Genomic DNA, 17,603 nt, shown 5'->3' with positions numbered 1-17,603 from the left:
TTCGCCTCACTGGCCGGCCTGCGCGGTATGCGCAGGCCCGGCGAAGTCGTTGCGTTTGCACAGCGTGGCTTCGAGTGCCTGGGTGCCTTTTTCCGGCCCCTGTACCTCGAAGGCCAGCAGGTTCTGATCGGCCCAGTCCTGGTCCTCGCGCATCTGGAACACGAACCGGCCATCGGTATCGGAGGTTTCGGGTTTTTCCAGCTTGATGTCCTCGTGCCGGCCGTTGAGGTACCAGAGGGTGGCCTGCAGCACCTTCACCGACGGGTCGTCGAACTTCACATCCATTTGCAGGTGGCGGTTGACCAGCGGCTTGATCACCCCGCCCTTGCCATTGACCATCAGGGTGTTCTTGCCCGGCTTGAGCGTGGTCTTGGCGCTCATCAGGGCCGGGCGGCTGTCGCAGCCGTCGTCGAGCAGGCCGAGGATCTGCCGCCAGATGGTTTCCTGCTCCAGGCTGTAGAGGGGCGAGAATTCCCAGACCAGGATCTTGGGCGGATGCTTGCGGAACTCCTCGCTGCCCAGGTACTGGATCATCGACCCTTCCAGGCCGCCGCCGGGGAAGGCGACGTTGAGTACATCGGCGCCGATGTACTGCTCCAGAAACCCGGCGAAGTTGTAGTTCTTGCCGCTGTGGCTTGTGCCCACCAACGTGATCTGGGCATTGCCCTGGTCGCCGAACAGGTCGTCATCATTGCCGCTGGCACCCTTGGGCTCGGTGCTGAACTGGTCCATGTACTGCACCGCATAGCTGGTGCCGCACAGCTGCCCGGCAACGTTGTGCAAGGTGCCGGTCTTGCCCATGCGCCCTGACTTGACGGTTTCGAATGCCTTGCGCGGGATGCCCTGGAAGGCCGGCATCTTGTGCACGGTGTCGGCCACGATACGGGCCGCGCGCTCGGCGCCGTAGGGCGTCCAGTGCTGGTCGCCACGGAAGTAGAAATCCTTGCCCTGGTCGGCGGCGGGCAACTGCTCGTTAGTCAGCGGCGACAGGTCGGGCACGTTGTAGCCCATGGCGGCGAAGCGCTTGAGCATGGCCTGGTAGTTGCCCAGTGCCTTCTGGTAATCGAAGGCCGCTTTTTCTGCCGGCTGCAGCATGTTGCGGTTCACCAGGCCGCGGGTTGGCTGGTAGACCACCACCAGCTCCACGCCGCGCTGCTTGAAGGCATCGTGCACCTGTTGCAGGCGTTTGTAGCCGGCCGGGGTGGTGGCGAACTCGGTGCGCAAGTCTTCACGGGTTCGGAATAACCAGTCGCCCTGGCCCTGCACCAGCGTAGTGAAGTTCTGCTGATAGCGGGTGGTGTAGCGGCTGGCATCGTGTGCCTGCGGGCACAACTGGCAGCACGGCGCCGCCGTGAAGGTGGGGGCCTGTACGGTGTCGGCGCGTGAGCCCTGGCTGATGGCCAGAAGAGCGCAGGTCACGCCCAGCACGGTAATCGCTTGTAAAGTCATGGTCCGGGCTTCCTTATTGGATCAATTCGGTCTGGCGCTCGACCGGGTCGATCAGCACGGCTTTGCGCTGGCGTACCAGCAGGTCGAGGATTTCGTCCTGGCGCTGGCCCAGCACACCGTTGAAGGTGATCCCGCTGGCCTTGCGCGGCGCCAGCATGGCCACGTCGTACAGCTCGACCGACAGCGGCGAGTCGATCGACAGCGGGCCAGAACCGTTGGCCGCCAGCTGCCCGCCCACCAGGATCAACGACACCTTGGTGTCGAACGGGTCGAGGGCAATGTCACGGTCGGTGTCGGACAGGTCCTTGATGTGGCCGTAGACACCCACAAGGCCGTTGGCCATGGCGACGTTGTCGTACAGCCGGATGTTCACGCTGTTGCGCACGCGAATGCCGTGGCGTCGGTTGTTGACCAGCGTGTTGCCCCAGAGCAGGTTGTCGCCGCTCTCGTACAAAGTGATGCCGTCGGTGTGGTTGCGGTAGATCTGGTTGTACGCCACCAGGTTGTTGACGCTGTTGCGATCGATCACCACGCCTGACAGCTTGTTGTCGAAGCTCTTGTTGTTGAAGATCCAGCTGTCGTTCACCTCGCGCGAGACGATGATGCCGTGCTTCTTGCGCGTGCCATGCACGCTGTTGCCGGCGATGATCAGCCCATGGGAGCGGTCGTGCGGGTCGATGCCGTAGACGATGTTGTCGCGGTAGGTGTTGTCCTTGACCACGAAATCGCGTGTCTCATAGCAGTAGAAGCCGTACCACAGGTCGCTGAACTGCGAACCGATGATCCAGCCGGTCGGCTCCGCCCGGCCCATGCGCTTGGCCAGGTTGGGTGTGTACTGGGAAATGCTCACGCCATAGGACTTGGACTTCGCATAGCCAAGGCTTGCCAGGGTGCTGTTGACGATATAGGTCTCGGTGCCGCCCCAGGACAGCAGGAACGGGCGAAACGCCTGGGGCGAGCGGAACGTGGCCGGGCCCTTGGCTTGCTCGCGCCACCCGGTTACTTGAGTGTCGGTGATGAACAGCTTGCCGTCGTTGATCAGAAATGCCCCACCTTCCTCGGACAGGCGCAGTTGCTTGACCTTGCCGTCGATTTCCAGCGTCCCGGTGCGCCCGACCACGATGGGCAGGCGCGCCAGGTACACACCGGGCTGCACCTCGGACAGGTACTGGCGCGGCACCTGGCGGCGCAACTGCGCCAGGTCCACGTGGCCATCGTCGATGAAAATGGCCTGCGGAATGCCGTGTTGGCGCCGCACCCATTCGGCGGCCTTGTTGTCGCCACCGACGAACTCCTTGAGGCTGTCTTGCTGGAACATGCGGCGCAGGCTGACTTTGCCCGGGTGGCTGCGGTCGATCTTTTGCTGCACGGCCTGCGGGGTGTAGCCACTGAGGTCAGGGAGCGTCGGCGGGTCGAGTTGCAGCGGTGCGATCGGCGCGCTGGTCACGGTGTAGCTGCGCGCCTGTTGCAATTCCTTGGTCAGCAGGCCCGGTTGCGCCGCGCAGGCCCAATCGCTGGCAAGCAGCAGCGCGCAGGCCAGCAGGCTGTGGCGAAGATGTGGATGAACGTTCATGACAATTCCCCGTGGCCTCAGAAACGCCAGATCACATCGACGAAGGCGCGGTGCATGTAGCTGTCGGCCTCCTTGCCGTAGGCATCGCCCGGCTTGAACACTCCAGCCCGCAGACGTACCAGGGCCGAAGGCTCGTCGATCGCCTGGCTCAGCGAAGCAGGCAGCAGGCCTTGCTTGAAGTACTTGGTCACGACCACATCCATTTCCTGGCCGAGGTCTTTCTCACCCTCGACCAGTGGCCGGTTGATGCCGTTGTCGTTGACCACGGCGTTGATGCCGCTGGAGCCGATGTTCTGCCGACCGTCCACACGCCAGAAGCGGTGGTAGAGGAAGCTGGCGTCGTAGTCGTCGCGCAGTTGCCAGGAGGCGAACACGGTCGCGGCCTGCAGGTTGCCCAGCTCGCCACGGAAGGCTTCGCCGAAGCGATGCACCCGCGACCGGGTGCCGGTGAAGTTGGAGCGATTGCTTTCAAGGCCGGTCTGCTCGAAGTTGTGGCCGCCCTGGTCACCGCCGCCGCTGCCGCGGGCATAGGCGGCGCCCACCTGCCACTGCGGGTTCAGGCGCAGGCGCACGCCCAGGTCGGTGGCCCAGGCATTGACGTCGCCGCGCTGGGTGCCGGTGGCCACTTGCTGGTCGCCCATCTGGCGGCTGCCGAGTGTGTCGCGGTTGCCGGTCAGCCAGGTCAGGCTGCCCCAGTAGTTGACGTCATGCTCATTGCGCCAGTTGTAGGCATCGCTGTTGGCCTCAAGGCCCAGCCATGTCAAGTCGCCGGTGCGGGTCTTGTCCAGGACGTCGACGGTTTCGCCGGGGTTTTTCAGGCTGCCGCTGTCGTGGGTGTGATGAGCCCGCAGGCCCACCCAGTGGCCAGGTGTCCACTGGGCGGCGACATTGCCGTAGAGGTGAGTACGGTCCTTGTCCTGCGGGGCCAGGTCGGTCAGGTCGGTGCGGTATTCGCTAAAGCGCCGGGCCACGCCCAGGTCGGCCTTGAGCAGGGTGGTGTCGAAGGTCCAGTTGAGGGCTTCGATGTTGGTGTCGCGCCACATGCCATCGTCGCTGCGCAGCCGTTGCCGGCCCAGTCGCAGTTGTTCGCCGGGGTAGGCGGTCAGGCCGCTGTAGCCCACCCAGAATTCGCGCATGGCCAGGTAGCTCTTGTCCGGTTGACGGCTGTCTGCGCCCGTGTCGGTGGTGGTGCCATCGTCGTTCTGGCGCAGGGTATCGGTTTCGATGGTGTCGGTGGCGGTGACCGCCTGACCCATGGCATAAGCGCTCCAGTTGCCGCGCTCGCCGTAGATCCAGGGGCGCAGGTCCAGGCCCAAGCCATTGACGTCACCGCCTGGGCGAGTGCCCAGGTCACGGTCGTCTTCGGACTGGCCAGTGACTTTCACTTCCAGGCCAAAATTGCGTTCGGCCGTGACCTGGGCCAGGCTCGGGCAGGACCACAGCAAGGCAAAGCCAAGGCCGATCCCGGCTTTGACGAAAGGGTTGAGCATCATGGCGAGTCCTCACCGTCTACGTCGTCTTGATCGTCCTGCAGCACATCCAGGGCCAGGGCATTGCTGGCGCCGGGCGTCATGGCCGCGCGGGCCTGGGTTTCCCGCGCCAGCGTCTGCTGGGCCTGGCGGCGCGCGTCGGGGGCAAGCTGCTGGTCGAGCTGCTGCAACAGCTCAGCCGACTGGGGCGTGGGGTTGGCCTGGGCGAGTTGCGCAAAGACCCATGCATCGGCAGGTTGCGGGCGGATGCCATGCCCCTCGCTGAACAACTGCGCCAGGGCATAGTCGGCACTGACCTGACCACCGCGTGCGGCTGCCAGCAGGTTATCCAGCGCTTTCTGCGGCTCTACGTTGCCCAGGTAGCCACGGCGATAGAGTTGGCCCAGGTAATAGCGGGCACTGGTCTCCCCGGCCGTGGCGGCGGCCAGCAGGTGACGCTCGGCCTTCTCGGCATCGGCCGGCAGCTGCTTGCCCTCGTAGTACAGGCGGCCGAGCAGCAAGTCCGCGCGAGGTTGCTGTGCATCACGGCCTTTTTCCAGGTAAGCCAGCAACTGGTCGGTGTCCCCCAATTCAGGGAAGTCGTACAGCAGCTGCGCCAGGCTGACCCAGGATGCCGGGTACGCCGGCGCCACCCGTTCGAGCAACGCCTTGGCAGCCTGCCCGTCGGTCTGGCCCAGGCTGCGGTCGGCCAGCACGCGCGCGACGCTGTCCACCCGGCTGGCAGGCACTGCCCCACGGGCGTAAGCCGATTCGAGCTGCTGCAACAAGGCGGTCAGCTGCTCGGCCTGGCCACGCTTGCGGTACACAGTGGCCAGCTCCACATAGCACAGGTCGGCAGTTGCCAACCCCGCCTGACACAGGCTCTGCACCTGGTCCAGATGCTGGTCGTAGGTGCCCTGCGCGCGGTAGAGCAGCACCTGGGCGATGCCCGCTTCCGGGTAGCCCTCGGTACGCCACCGATCGATCTGCTGCTGCGCATTGATGTTGGGGAAGCTCTGCGGATAGGCCAGGTACAGCAGGGCCAGTGGCACCAAGGTATTGCCCTGGCCCTGGCGGGCGGCAAGTTTGAGCAGCGTTTGCGCTTCTTCCCGCTCGGCCTGGGTGCTGCCCGGCTTGGTCACCAGCAGGCGGCCGAGGCGCGCCTGGGCACGGGGCGAGGTGGCGGCGGCGGCGCGGTAGGTGGCTTCGGCTTGGTCACGCTGAGCGCTGTCACCGGTGGCCACCTTGATGTCGGCCAGTCCCACCTGGGCATCGCTGTAGCCCAAGTCGGCCAGCGCCTGGTAGTTGCGTTCGGCTACTGCCAGGTCGCCGCGCTTGAGCGCTTCGTTGGCCAGGCGCTGGTCGGGCAGACCGGCACATCCGGCCAGCGTCACGGTCAGGGCAAGTGCGCACGCAGTAAAGGGGCGCGGGTTCGACCCTGGCAAGGTTGGCATGCTCGTCATCACCTTGCCCTCACAGGCCACGGGCCGACGCGCTGCCGATCAGCCAGTCCAGCGAAGGGCCCCGGTCGCTGGTGACCGACACCGGCCGGCCTGCCAGGGCTGCTGGCAGTGCGCTGTCCGGTTTGATCTGCACACGGATGTCGGCGGCCAGCGCCTCGGGTTCCAGGCTGCTGCTGGCGACGATTTCCCCAGCGCGCACCTGGTCTTCGCCTGCTACCTGGAAGTTGACCCGCGTACCCGGCCTGACCTCGTCGAACTGGCGGTAACTGAAGCGGGCCTGGACAGTGGGTGTGCTGGTACGTGGCACCAGCTCGAAGATCGGCTGGCCCTTGGCGGCGTACTGGCCGTCCTCCACACGCTGGCGGGCGACGATGCAATCGCAAGGGCTGGTGAGGGTGCCGGACAGTTGCTTGCCGAACAGCTCCTGGATTTTGTCAGGTTCGAGCTGCGTGTCGTCCAGGCTGCCCTTGAGCATGTCCAGCATGCTGGTGCTGAAGCTGGCGAGCGGTGCGCCCTTGCTCGTTTGGGCCCCGCCTGGCACCAGGCTGCTGACGGTGCCGTCCCTGGGCATGGTGATGGTGGTGACGGGCACGGCGACGACGGCGGCCTGGGCATGGCTGACGAAGTACAGGCCATACAGCGATTTGGCGACGAAGCCGAACGCTGCCACGCCCGCCACGAACACGCCCAGCGTCACGCTGACCGCCTTGAACCGGGCCAGGGGGCTTAGCCCGCTGCCGGCGTCCTTTTGCTTGCGCGCCTTGGTGAAGTTGTCCCGTTGCAGCGTGCTGAGCACATCGCCCACGGTGATCAGCTCACCGGACAGGTGGCTGGTGATCAGGTGGCGCAAGGTGGCGATATCGCGCGGCTCCAGGTTCTGGAACTGCACGCCGGCCCGTCCGCTGCCAGGCACGTAGGCGCGCACCTGAAACGCCACGTCCATCGACAGCCCCAGGTGATCGACGGTGAACTGCAACCGGCCGTGCAGTATCTGGCCCACGGCCAGAGGCTGCGGGCTGTGGAAGCTCAGGCCGCCGGCCGACAGGTCATCTACCTTGGTTTCATGGGGCTGACCCTGGGCGTCGACAAAACGCAGCCTGGCAGGCATGCGCACCCGTGCGTGCTGGCGCTGGGCTTCGGATTCATGCACGACGTTGGCGTTCACGGCGGTATTCATGGCGGTTGTTCCTGTTAGTTCCGATCCGGGGTGGGGTCACACGACCATGAACAGCGCAGCGACGAACAGGCTGGCAGCCGAAAAGGTCATGGCCCGCGAGGACCAGGTGTTGAACCATTGTTGAAAGCTGGCGAGGTCACGCTTGAGAGTGGTGGGCTGGCGCGTCCACGACTGTTTGTCGAGGCGGAAGAACACGTAGATCTTCATCAGCGCGCCGACGATCTGGTTGTAATAGAGAATCAGCGGGTAGGCCGGGCCCACGCTGTGGCCCGAGCACAGCAGCATGAAGGTGAGTACCAGGCGGGTGAAACCGATCCATAGCAGGTACACCAATAGGTAGGCCATGCCGAATTTCAGGCTGGCGATGAGGGCCACTGTCAGGCCCAGCAGGCTGGTCCACATCGAGACCCGCTGATCGAACAGCACGATGCTGGTGAACAGCCCCAGGCGGCGCAGGCCAAGCCCGAGGGCACGCGAATTCTGCCGCAGGTTGTTGCCGTACCAGCGGTACATCAGCTTGCGGCTGGCCTTGAAGAAGCTCTTTTCAGGCGGGTGCTCGACCGTGTTGATGGACGCATCAGGTACGTAGAACGTGTCGTAGCCCAGGCGCATCAGGCTGAACCAGCTGGACTTGTCGTCACCGGTCAGGAACTTGAAGCGGCCCAGGCGCCAGTGCATCAACGCGTCGCTTTCCACGTCGGCGATGAACTCGGGGTTGGTCACCACGCTGGCGCGGAACATCGACATGCGACCCGTCATGGTCAGCACGCGCTTGGACAGGGCCATGGAACACATGTTGATGTGGCGCTGGGCGAAGCGCAGCTTGTGCCACTCGCTCATGATGTAGCCGCCGCGCACCTCGCAGAACTCGTTGGTGGTCAGGCCGCCGACGTTGGGAAACAGCTTGAACCACGGCACGGTCTTGCGCACCACACCCTCGTCCAGCACGGTATCGCCGTCGATCACCGCCACCACGGCATCGTCATCGGGCAGCATGCGGGAAATGGCGCGAAAGCCGTAGGCAAGGCCATCACGTTTGCCGGTACCTGCAATGCGCACGATGTCCAGGGTGACATGGGGGGGCGGGTTGTACTTGGCCCACAGGCTCTTGACCAGTAGCTCGTCCGACATCTCCACCAGCGAACAGACCACGGTGGTGGGGAAGCCGCAGTCGATCGCTTCGCGAATCACCGAGCTGTACACCTGGGCGGTGGTCAGCGCTTCGATGCGAAAGCTGGTGACCATCAGGTAGACATGGGACGGGTCGGCCGCCCGGCCCATCTTCTGCACCTTGCGGCGCAGGTACGGGTAGACGCCGTACAGAAAGACCATGCCACGGATGAAGTGGGTGGCGCCCATGGAGTAACGCCAGATGCCAACTGCGCCGACCAGGAAGATGAAGTGCCTGGACTGCGGGTCGAAGATGTCGGCTGGCAGGGCCAGGGCGATCAGCATGAGCAGGCTCATGTAGAACAACCAACCGGCGCACTGCAGCAGCGCTGTCTTAAGCCTTTGCATGTTCAGCATCCGTGAAGAATTCAGGGGAGGGCGACGCGGGATGGGGCACCGCGTCGCCTGGCCAGGTGTTACCAGCAGATGCCTTCGGTACGGCCATCGGGGCTGGTGGGCTTGGCCATGAAGCCCACCAGGTCGATCACTTGCTTGCCGGCCGGGGCGTGCTGGGCCAGGGCGCGGAACTGCTCGTCACGGTTGCCGAGCACGATGATGTCGGCGTTGTCGATCACCTTCTGGAAATCGGCATTGAGCAGCGAAGACACGTGCGGGATCTTCGATTCGATGTACTCCTTGTTCGCCCCGTGTACCCGGGCGTACTGCACGTTTTCGTCATAGATGTCCAACTGGTAGCCCTTGCCGATCAGGCGCTCGGCCAGCTCCACCAGTGGGCTTTCACGCAGGTCATCGGTGCCGGCCTTGAAGCTCAGGCCCAGCAGGGCCACCTTGCGCTTGTCGTGGCTGTCGATCAGGTCGAAGGCGTTCTGCACCTGGGACTCGTTGCTGCGCATCAGCGAATCGAGCAGGGGCGCTTTCACATCGAGGCTGGCGGCGCGGTAAGTCAGTGCACGGACATCCTTGGGCAGGCACGAACCGCCGAAGGCGAAGCCTGGGCGCAGGTAGTACTGGGAGAGGTTCAGTGCCTTGTCCTGGCAGACCACCTCCATCACTTCGCGGCCATCGACGCCCACGGCCTTGGCGATGTTGCCGATCTCGTTGGCGAAGGTCACCTTGGTGGCATGCCACACGTTGCAGGTGTACTTGATCATTTCGGCCACTTCGACCGACTTACGGATGACCGGCGCATCGAGTTCTTCGTAGAGCGCCTGGAGCACGTCGCCACTGGCGCTGTCGAGCTCACCGATGACGGTCATCGGCGGATGGTCGTAGTCCTTGATGGCCGTGCTCTCACGCAGGAACTCAGGGTTGACCGCGACGCCGAAGTCGATCCCAGCCCGTTTGCCGGAGCAGTCCTCGAGCAGCGGGATCACCACGTTCTTCACCGTGCCTGGCAACACGGTACTGCGCACCACGATGGTGTGGCGGCTGGCTTTTTCACGCAGCACGAAACCGATCTCCCGGCACACCGATTCGATGTACTCAAGGCCCAGGTCGCCATTCTTCTTGCTGGGGGTGCCCACACAGATCATCGACACATCGCTGGCCCGGATGGCCTCGGCAAAGTCGGTGGTTCCCCGCAGGCGGCCATTGGCAATCCCCTGCTGCAACAGCGCCTCAAGGCCGGGTTCGACGATGGGCGACTTACCCTGGTTGATCAAGTCGATCTTGGTGGCCGAGACATCGACGCCAATCACGTCATGGCCACGTGCAGTCAGGCAACCTGCACAGACGGCACCTACATAACCCAAACCAAAGATGCTGATACGCATCGCTATCACCTCGTGTGTTATCACGCTGGCACTTGTACGTGCCGAGTGGGGTTGATAAACAACAAATTCAGGGTGCACGGGGGCGTGGCGAATATCGGCATCGCCCCCGGGCAGTTACATTGAAATTAAACGGTTGCGTTTAACGTGCTGAATTGAGCAAGTTCATTGAGCCACCCGTCGAACGTATAGGGGCGCGGTCGGTACGTATGTTCATGTTTACGTACAGCTGTCCGGTGTTGGGTTTGTTTTTTAAATAACAAACCACTGAGTTTAATCACTCACGCTAGGCGAGGCCATTACGGCTGGCACGCTGGATGCGATATTCGATTGCCAGGGTTTGATGTCGAGATGCTGGCAACTTTTCAATATGGAAATTTATCTTTAGGCCATCTCTTACAACCTGCGAACAGCAAAATCGTTACGGCACCTATGAGCAGTAAGGTTGAGAGAAGTTCCGGCTTGAGATTCATTCGTATGAAGGTTTTTTCAGTATTTCGCGATGGTCATACAATTTCAAATTGATGGCACCTGGCGGCTTGGCCTCGGTATACAAAGGGCGAAAATGTTTCGGGATATTTATATGCCAGCATGGGCGCCGGGAGCGAAAAAAAACGAAAAAAATGCCCCAGGTGATGATGGCAATCTGAAATTTCTTGGTCCGATGTTTATTTTTTGACGTCAATAAACGGTCCTTCGCGCCTGGGCTCCACGATTTCTCGGCACATCCCGTAACGTTTGAAGGCCCTTCAGTTCCTAAGGTTTTTCAGCGCCGGGCCGCCAACGTGGCCAGACGTCGTGATTGGCGGCTGTGAACGAAGGATCGTCGCAGTCAATGCGTGGCCGGCCCACGCAGGCGTCTGATCCCTAACCACATGGAAGAGACGAGGCTTGAAACGATGAAGAACGGCATGCGAATCCTTTCTGCCACCGCAGTCATGCTGGCAGCGGCCCCCGCCCTTGCGGGGCCGCCCGTTGAAGTGACGTTCAGAAATCTCGGAACCGAGCCGGTGAAGCTCCAGCTGACCAATGCGAACGAGACCAGTACGTATCAGATTGCCAGACCCACACCACTTCAGGAGGTACAGCCCGGCTCGTCGATTACGTTTAGCGTGCAACGATTGGTGAGCCCCGATACCAACGGCGCCATGTTGAGGTATGCGGCAGGGCGTAAAACCTGTGCCTTCAGCACTACGTTCGTGATGATGATGTCCGGTGGCATCAAACAGCCTAAATGGAACAAGACCGCGACCCCTTCCGGTGGGGCCACGTGCACGGCTGTGAACTCTGGATTCAGCGCGAATTATGCCTGGAAGGCTGAATTCACCATGAAGTAAGCGGCTAAAAATGCCTGCAGTGCTTGGCGTCACAAGCACTGCGGGCATTTAGGCTGTCCGTGGAACTTCAAAATAGTGAGTGATTGGTCATGTCAAAAGTTGGTGAGTTTTCTGTTGCTCCAATCCGTGCGCTCGCTTCTACGCGCGTCCATACCCATTCAGCAGTCCCGAATCAAGAGGCCGCGGCAACCTCAGGTGCAACTCGCCAAGCCTCCCTTGATCTCTCTACGTTGTCCAAACAACTTGCAAGTGCCGCTCAGCGGGCGGCTGCGCGCGACAGTCAGCTTAGTCGGCAAGAGCTGGCTGCTTTGGCATCCAAGATACAGATGGAGCTAGGCTGAAGTGCATATAGGCTTACCAAGCCCCTTCACGACGCACATGTCCCAGACACGGATGATCCCGAGTTATTGGCAAGGGCAAGGCAAGCCACGGATTTTCTGAACGGAAAGGGGAGTAATCCTTTCCAGAAACTGACAATTGAACAGCTCGCTTTGATTGGTTACGACGAAGGCGGCGATTTCACCCACAACGAGCGCCTCGCCGCAAGCAGAGAGTTAGGCAAGCGCTATGAAGTATGGTCCCGGGCGATAGTGGATAAAGTAAACGCTGAATATCAGCAGACTGGGTATCAAGATGAGGCGATCAGGGAAATTATTGCAACTTACAAGTCGCTGCCGCCCATTTTGGAAGCAGGTTTCGGCAATTACGAAGTCAACATGACCCTGATGATAGGCAAAACCGACCCCCCTCGCAGCGATGATCCCGATTCTCTGATCGACACCCTCCTGAAAACCGCCCGCAAGCTTGGAGAACAGGCAAAAAAAGATCACCCGCCGCTCGGAGGCCCTGACGAACCAGGCAAGCCCGCATGATGCCCGCCGTACAGCTGTGCAATGTCAGCCGTTTTCAGGGGGACGTGCCGGTGCTTCATGGCATCGACCTGTTGATCCCCAGCGGGCAGACGTGCGCTGTCATCGGCCCGTCCGGTTCGGGCAAGAGCACGTTGCTGAACCTCGTTGGGCTGCTGGACCGCCCTTGCGCAGGCCAGGTATGGATCGGTGGTACCGACATGACAGGGGCCAGCGCCGACCAGCGCGCCGTGATGCGTAACCGCCTGATCGGCTTCGTCTTCCAGAGCTTCAACCTGCTGCCGCGGTTATGCGCCCTGGACAACGTGGCGTTGCCGCTGTCGTACCGAGGGCTGCGCTTGCCCGTTGCCCGCCAGCTCGCCGAGGTGCAATTGCGTGCCGTAGGCCTTGCCAGTCAGGCTGGCAAGCGGCCCGCCGAGATGTCCGGTGGTCAGCGCCAACGTGTGGCGATCGCGCGTGCGTTGGTCACCGAGCCGAACCTGCTGGTGGCCGATGAGCCCACCGGGAGCCTTGACGCCCAGACCGGTGAGCAGGTCCTGCAACTGCTGCTGACGCTCAACCGGGAGAGGGGCACGACCTTGCTGGTGGTCACCCATGACGCCAAAGTGGCGCACAGACTGCAGCGGCGTGTGCGCGTCGATCAAGGCAGGCTGACCGATGCATGAGCCCTACGGCCCTGGCTGGCAGCAACGTCTGAGCGAGGCACTGGACAACGTGCGGCTAATGGGGCGTCGTGCCTGGCTGGCCTTGCTGGGTATCGGCGTCGGCTGCGCGTCGGTGGTGGCGTTGCTGAACATGGGGCAAAGCGCAGCGCAGCATGCGCAGCAGTTGTATGAGGGCCTTGGCAGTGAGCTGATGGTCGCTGAACTGCAGCGCGAGGGCACGGCAGGCCCGAAAGCCGAACCTGATCTGACCGCCATGCCGGCGTCCGTACGGGCGGCCGTCGCGATCAGCCTGGCTGCGGCCAGCATTCGCCGTGCTGGCCTGCAGCAGGAGGCGATGATAGTCGGCAGCGGCGCTGGCCTTGCCAGGTTGTTGAAGCTGGACGTGGACGAAGGTCGCTTGCTGTCAGCGCATGACGACAAGGCACCCCACGTGGTGCTGGGCAGCATCCTGGCCAGGCAGCTGGACGCCAAGACGGGCGATCGGTTGCAGATAGGCGGTTACGTGTATGACGTCGTTGGCCTGTTGGTCTCGACCGGTGACAACCCGCTGTTGCCGGTCATGCTCGACCAGGCCGTGTGGATGCCATTGGCAGGCATGCGCCGATTGACGCCGACGCCGGAGGTGAGCCTGGTGCTGGCACTGGGGCGCGACGCGCAGTCCCTGGCGTTGGCAGCCGATCACCTGTCCGCTTACCTGCAGATGCAGTTGCCGCGCCACCAGGTGCTCGTCAGGTTGCCCAGTCAACTGTTGGCAGGCATGACCGCTCAATCGCAAATGCTCACGTGGCTGTTGGCCGGGTTTGCCGGCATCGCCTTGTTGCTGGGCGGCATCGGGGTGATGAACATCATGCTCATGACGGTGGCCGAACGACGCCGAGAAATCGGTATTCGCCTTGCATTGGGCGCGCGGGCACAGGATATCGGCTGGTCATTTCTGCTCGAAGCCGTGTTGCTTTCAGGCATGGGGGCGGCTGGCGGGGCCTTGATCGGCGTACTGGCCGCCTGGGTTTTTGCCCTCCTGTCCGGGTGGCCTGCTGGGCTGGCCCTGGCCGCGGTGCCGCTTGGCATGGTCAGCTCAGTGACCGTAGGGGTTGCCTGCGGGGTATACCCAGCGGTTGCGGCAGCAAGGTTGCAGCCGGTGGAGGCGCTGCGTGAAGACTAGTTGGCTGGCGCTGGCCTGGGTGTTGTCCATTCCCATCGCAGTCCGGGCAGATGCGGTCAGCGCGTTGGCCCTGGCCCGGACCGATTCAGTGCCGCTTCAACTCGATGAAGCCGTGGCCTTGGCATTGCGTGAAAACCGTGCCATTCGAAGCGCCCACCTCAAGCGTGTGGCGGACAGGTTCGACCTGCGCGTGGCGCGCGACCGATACGCCCCGCAGTTGCTGCTCAAGGCGCGCTACCTGCGACACCGCGATCAGAACGACCGCCAGCGCGATGTGCAGCTCGTGCCTGCCGCCAGCCTGCTGACCCCCTACGGTACACGCCTGGACCTTGACTGGTCTTATGACCACATCGAGATTGAGGGCCAACGGCCCCGCCAACGGGACGGGGCGAACCTGACCGTGGTCCAGCCCTTGCTGCGCGGCGCTGGCGTGGACGTCGCCACCGCCCCCTTGCGTCAGGCGCAACTGTCGGAGCAGCTCAACCGATTGGCCTTGCGCGAAACCGTGGGGCAGACCATCAGTCAGGTCATCCTGCTTTATCGAGCCTTGCTCCGTGCCCAGGAGCAGCAAAAGATCGCCGACCAGGCCTTGCAGCGTGCCCGGCGTTTGGTCGACGTGAACCGGGCGCTCATCGAAACCGGCCGCATGGCAGCGTTCGACATTGTTCAGACGCAAGCGGAAGTGGCCACCCAGGAGTTGGCCCGGGAGAACAGTCACCGGCAACTGGAAGAAAGTCGCCTGGCACTGGCTCAGACCTTGGCCATTGACTTGAGCACGCCACTGCTGGCCGTGGATGAGATCGAGCCACGCCAGGTACACCTTGACGCTACCCGTGCGCTCGCCCGGGCCAAGGCTCTGCAACCGGCCTACCTCATGCAGCAGCTCACAGGCGAGCAGCTTGCCGTGGACCTGCTGTTGGCCAAGGACCAGCAGCGCTGGGACCTGTCGCTGGTTGCCGGCGCCGCGCAGGCCCACGAAAGGCCCGGCCTGCAGGCCAGCTGGCGGCGTTACGTCGGGCTGGAGCTGGCGATCCCCATCGGTGACCTTCAGGTACGACAAGCTCAGGTGCGCACGCAGGTTGCGCTGCAAGAACATGCCCTGGGGCAGGCCGAAACCGACCAACAGCTGCAACGCGAAATCTTCAACGCCGTGAAGGATATTCAGGGGCGATGGCGGCAGTTGCAGATCGCCGGCCGGGCGCTGGCGTTATCCCGGCGCAAGCTTGCGATCGAGCAGGAGAAACTGTCGCTTGGCCGCTCAAGCAACTTCGAGGTCCTGAGCTTCGAAAGTGACCTTCGCTACGCTCAGCATGCGCGTCTGGATGCGGCTATCGCCTATCTCAATGGTCAGACAAGCCTTGACCAACTGCTGGGCACGACCCTCGAGCGCTGGGGGGTTGTACTCCATGATTAACTGGCGCAACGGTCTGCTGCTGCTAGCGCTGAGCGTCGGATTCGGCGCGTGGTATCAGGGGGCCCGTTCGGAGCAGCCTGAGACGGCGCGATGGGTGCGCATCGAGCCGCAAACGCTCGAGCAACGACTGGGCTTGGTCGGTCGCCTCCAGGCTGCGCGTCAGGTGACGGTGAATGCGCCCTTCGAGGGACGGGTGGCAGCGGTTTTGGCACAGCCAGGGCAGCAGGTAGGCGCGGGTGATCCACTGTTCACCCTCGATACCGAACAGCTCGACATCGAATTGCGCATGGCTCAGGCGGCCTGGTTGAAAGCCCGCCGCTACGCGGACGCACTGGAGCACTGGACCACCGGTCCCGAGGTGGCCAGGGCGAAACGGAACCTGAGCAGCGCCCGCAATGCGCTGTCCACAACTCAGCTGGACCTGGAGGAAAACCGGCGCCTTTTCGAGCGCGGTATCGTCGCGGGTATGGAAGTTCGTAGCCTGATCCAGCTGGTCGACTTGCATGCGCAGGCGGTGCTTGAGGCCGAGCAGGCGTTGGGGCAGACCCTTGCACAAGGTCAAGGCGACGCGCTTCAGATTGCCCGTATGGAGCTGCTGAACGCTGAAGCTCAGTACCATGCGCTGCTCGCGCTGCATGGGCAACGCACCATCAATGCGCCTTTGAGCGGCGTTGTCGTCCCTGCCAAGACCGCAGGCGTCAATCAGGTCGTGCCCTTGCAGCTTGGCCAGCACGTCGCGCGCGGCGTGCCAGTGCTCGAGCTCATCGGCCTGGACCGATTGCAGGTGCTGGCAACAGTCGAGGAGCAGGACTTGCCCAACGTACAGCAAGGGCAGCATGTGCGAGTCACCGTGGCCGGGCAGCACCTGGAAGGCAAACTAGGTCCCATCGCTCAGCAACCCAGGACGCTGGATGGCGCAGGGGCCTGGTATGAAGTGGTGGCCGAACTCGAGCTGCCCGCCGAGCCAGCCCGCTCTAGCTTGCGCCTGGGCATGAGCGCGCAGGTGGACATACGTATCTCGAGCAAGGCCCAGGCGTTGGTCATCCCGCCAGAGGCGCTGCAGCGCAGCAGCGCAGGTGAGCACGTTGTGTGGTTTCGTGAGGACCCTGGCCAAGCGCCGAGCGAGGTGACCGTCAGCGTGGACGGCATAGGGCCGCAGGGGGTCGAGGTGTCAGGGCTGGGGGCAGGGTACGTCAGGTTACCCTGATGCCCCGCCGCGCTCGGCGCCCTATGCTTCGGGCTGATCGCGCAAGAACACCAGGTGATCGACCTTCGACTGCTCGGCGCTGTAGTAATACCCCTGCACGTCGAACTGCTTGAGCTGCGCTGGGTCACTGATGCGCTCTTCGATGACGAAGCGGCTCATCATGCCGCGCGCCTTCTTGGCGTAGAAGCTGATGATCTTGTGCTGGCCGTTTTTCAGGTCCTTGAAGTCCACATTGATCACCCGGGCCTTCAGGGCGCTGCGCTTGACCGCGCTGAAATATTCGTTGCTGGCCAGGTTCAGCAGCAGATCATCGCCCTGTTCGGCCAGGGCCTCGTTGAGCCACTCGCTGATACGCGTGCCCCAGAACGCGTAAAGGTCCTTGCCACGGGCGTTGGCCAGCTTGGTGCCCATTTCCAGGCGGTAGGGCTGCATCAGGTCCAGAGGGCGCAGCAGGCCGTAGAGGCCGGAGAGCATGCGCAGGTGATCCTGGGCGTAGCTGAGGTCGTCTTCACCCAAGGTCTGGGCGTCCAGGCCGGTGTAGACGTCACCTTTGAAGGCCAGCAGGGCCTGCTTGGCGTTCTCTGGCGTGAACGTGGGTGTCCAGCTGCCGAAACGCGCGGCGTTCAGGCCCGCGAGCTTGTCGGACAGGTGCATCAGTTCGCTGATCTGCGCCGGGCTCATTTCTCGCAGCTGCTCGATCAGTTCCTGGGAATGGTCGAGGTGGCGGGGCAGGGTGAAGCGCTCGGTCACCGGTGGGGTGTCGTAGTCGAGGGTCTTGGCGGGGGAAATCACCGTCAGCATCGGATCGGCTCCTGGCATCGTTGTGCAGGGATTCTAAGGGTTGGACGAGGCAAGTCCAAACTATGGCGACAATAGTCAACGCCCATGGCCGATGCAGCGGCTATAGTGCCTGTTTTC

Annotated in this window: 14 protein-coding genes; 6 read left to right on the top strand and 8 right to left on the bottom strand. The window is 63.0% G+C overall.

Going from position 1 to position 17,603, the window contains the following annotated elements:
• Positions 1 to 6: 6 nt before the first annotated feature.
• The 7 genes from FS767_RS08930 to FS767_RS08900 all read right to left on the bottom strand — a co-directional run bounded on the left by FS767_RS08930 (position 7) and on the right by FS767_RS08900 (position 10,034).
• Positions 7 to 1,449: an alginate O-acetyltransferase gene (locus tag FS767_RS08930; RefSeq protein ID WP_144964901.1), complete on the bottom strand. Its 1,443-nt coding sequence runs from the start codon at positions 1,447 to 1,449 to the stop codon at positions 7 to 9.
• Positions 1,450 to 1,462: 13 nt separating this feature from the next.
• Positions 1,463 to 3,022, bottom strand: a complete 1,560-nt coding sequence (gene algG / locus FS767_RS08925; protein WP_144964900.1) for a mannuronan 5-epimerase AlgG — start codon at positions 3,020 to 3,022, stop codon at positions 1,463 to 1,465.
• Between the two features lie 17 nt (positions 3,023 to 3,039).
• Positions 3,040 to 4,515, bottom strand: a complete 1,476-nt coding sequence (locus FS767_RS08920) for an alginate export family protein (protein WP_144964899.1) — start codon at positions 4,513 to 4,515, stop codon at positions 3,040 to 3,042.
• Complete coding sequence (gene algK, locus FS767_RS08915) at positions 4,512 to 5,945, bottom strand: alginate biosynthesis TPR repeat lipoprotein AlgK (RefSeq protein ID WP_144964898.1); 1,434 nt, start codon at positions 5,943 to 5,945, stop codon at positions 4,512 to 4,514. The genes FS767_RS08920 and algK overlap by 4 nt, the downstream gene beginning before the upstream one ends.
• A gap of 19 nt (positions 5,946 to 5,964) precedes the next feature.
• Positions 5,965 to 7,131, bottom strand: coding sequence for an alginate biosynthesis protein Alg44 (locus FS767_RS08910; RefSeq protein WP_144964897.1), 1,167 nt, complete (start codon positions 7,129 to 7,131; stop codon positions 5,965 to 5,967).
• A gap of 36 nt (positions 7,132 to 7,167) precedes the next feature.
• Complete coding sequence (alg8, locus tag FS767_RS08905; protein WP_167338546.1) at positions 7,168 to 8,649, bottom strand: mannuronan synthase; 1,482 nt, start codon at positions 8,647 to 8,649, stop codon at positions 7,168 to 7,170.
• A gap of 68 nt (positions 8,650 to 8,717) precedes the next feature.
• Entirely contained in the window at positions 8,718 to 10,034 is a 1,317-nt protein-coding gene (locus FS767_RS08900) for a nucleotide sugar dehydrogenase (RefSeq protein WP_023534285.1), read from the bottom strand.
• Positions 10,035 to 10,930: 896 nt separating this feature from the next.
• Between FS767_RS08900 and FS767_RS08895 the strand changes: the two genes are divergently transcribed.
• The 6 genes from FS767_RS08895 to FS767_RS08870 all read left to right on the top strand — a co-directional run bounded on the left by FS767_RS08895 (position 10,931) and on the right by FS767_RS08870 (position 16,685).
• Positions 10,931 to 11,368: a hypothetical protein gene (locus tag FS767_RS08895; protein ID WP_144964895.1), complete on the top strand. Its 438-nt coding sequence runs from the start codon at positions 10,931 to 10,933 to the stop codon at positions 11,366 to 11,368.
• A gap of 491 nt (positions 11,369 to 11,859) precedes the next feature.
• Positions 11,860 to 12,240, top strand: a complete 381-nt coding sequence (locus FS767_RS08890) for a hypothetical protein (RefSeq protein WP_144964894.1) — start codon at positions 11,860 to 11,862, stop codon at positions 12,238 to 12,240.
• On the top strand, positions 12,237 to 12,902 hold the full coding sequence (locus FS767_RS08885) for an ABC transporter ATP-binding protein (protein WP_144964893.1): 666 nt from the start codon (positions 12,237 to 12,239) through the stop codon (positions 12,900 to 12,902). Before FS767_RS08890 ends, FS767_RS08885 begins: the two co-directional genes overlap by 4 nt.
• Positions 12,895 to 14,064, top strand: coding sequence for an ABC transporter permease (locus FS767_RS08880; protein ID WP_144964892.1), 1,170 nt, complete (start codon positions 12,895 to 12,897; stop codon positions 14,062 to 14,064). Before FS767_RS08885 ends, FS767_RS08880 begins: the two co-directional genes overlap by 8 nt.
• A complete protein-coding gene (locus FS767_RS08875) occupies positions 14,054 to 15,478 on the top strand; it encodes a TolC family protein (protein ID WP_144964891.1) in 1,425 nt (474 codons plus the stop codon). Before FS767_RS08880 ends, FS767_RS08875 begins: the two co-directional genes overlap by 11 nt.
• Positions 15,471 to 16,685, top strand: a complete 1,215-nt coding sequence (locus FS767_RS08870; protein ID WP_178102725.1) for an efflux RND transporter periplasmic adaptor subunit — start codon at positions 15,471 to 15,473, stop codon at positions 16,683 to 16,685. Before FS767_RS08875 ends, FS767_RS08870 begins: the two co-directional genes overlap by 8 nt.
• Before the next feature lie 21 nt (positions 16,686 to 16,706).
• On the opposite strand, the gene yaaA is transcribed toward FS767_RS08870, so the two are convergent.
• A complete protein-coding gene (gene yaaA, locus FS767_RS08865; RefSeq protein ID WP_144964889.1) occupies positions 16,707 to 17,486 on the bottom strand; it encodes a peroxide stress protein YaaA in 780 nt (259 codons plus the stop codon).
• Positions 17,487 to 17,603: the final 117 nt, after the last annotated feature.

It is taken from the genome of Pseudomonas sp. DE0010, from assembly GCF_007680745.1.
Lineage (GTDB): Bacteria > Pseudomonadota > Gammaproteobacteria > Pseudomonadales > Pseudomonadaceae > Aquipseudomonas > Aquipseudomonas parafulva_B.
This window is presented reverse-complemented; position numbering and strand designations above follow the sequence as displayed.

Bases quoted from the DNA above. Each gene is read 5' to 3' on its own strand.
- FS767_RS08930 (WP_144964901.1), bottom strand. From the start codon at position 1,449: ATGACTTTACAAGCGATTACCGTGCTGGGCGTGACCTGCGCTCTTCTG.
- FS767_RS08895 (WP_144964895.1), top strand. From the start codon at position 10,931: ATGAAGAACGGCATGCGAATCCTTTCTGCCACCGCAGTCATGCTGGCA.
- alg8 (WP_167338546.1), bottom strand. From the start codon at position 8,649: ATGCAAAGGCTTAAGACAGCGCTGCTGCAGTGCGCCGGTTGGTTGTTC.
- FS767_RS08920 (WP_144964899.1), bottom strand. From the start codon at position 4,515: ATGATGCTCAACCCTTTCGTCAAAGCCGGGATCGGCCTTGGCTTTGCC.
- yaaA (WP_144964889.1), bottom strand. From the start codon at position 17,486: ATGCTGACGGTGATTTCCCCCGCCAAGACCCTCGACTACGACACCCCA.
- algK (WP_144964898.1), bottom strand. From the start codon at position 5,945: ATGCCAACCTTGCCAGGGTCGAACCCGCGCCCCTTTACTGCGTGCGCA.
- FS767_RS08910 (WP_144964897.1), bottom strand. From the start codon at position 7,131: ATGAATACCGCCGTGAACGCCAACGTCGTGCATGAATCCGAAGCCCAG.
- FS767_RS08885 (WP_144964893.1), top strand. From the start codon at position 12,237: ATGATGCCCGCCGTACAGCTGTGCAATGTCAGCCGTTTTCAGGGGGAC.
- algG (WP_144964900.1), bottom strand. From the start codon at position 3,022: ATGAACGTTCATCCACATCTTCGCCACAGCCTGCTGGCCTGCGCGCTG.
- FS767_RS08880 (WP_144964892.1), top strand. From the start codon at position 12,895: ATGCATGAGCCCTACGGCCCTGGCTGGCAGCAACGTCTGAGCGAGGCA.
- FS767_RS08870 (WP_178102725.1), top strand. From the start codon at position 15,471: ATGATTAACTGGCGCAACGGTCTGCTGCTGCTAGCGCTGAGCGTCGGA.
- FS767_RS08900 (WP_023534285.1), bottom strand. From the start codon at position 10,034: ATGCGTATCAGCATCTTTGGTTTGGGTTATGTAGGTGCCGTCTGTGCA.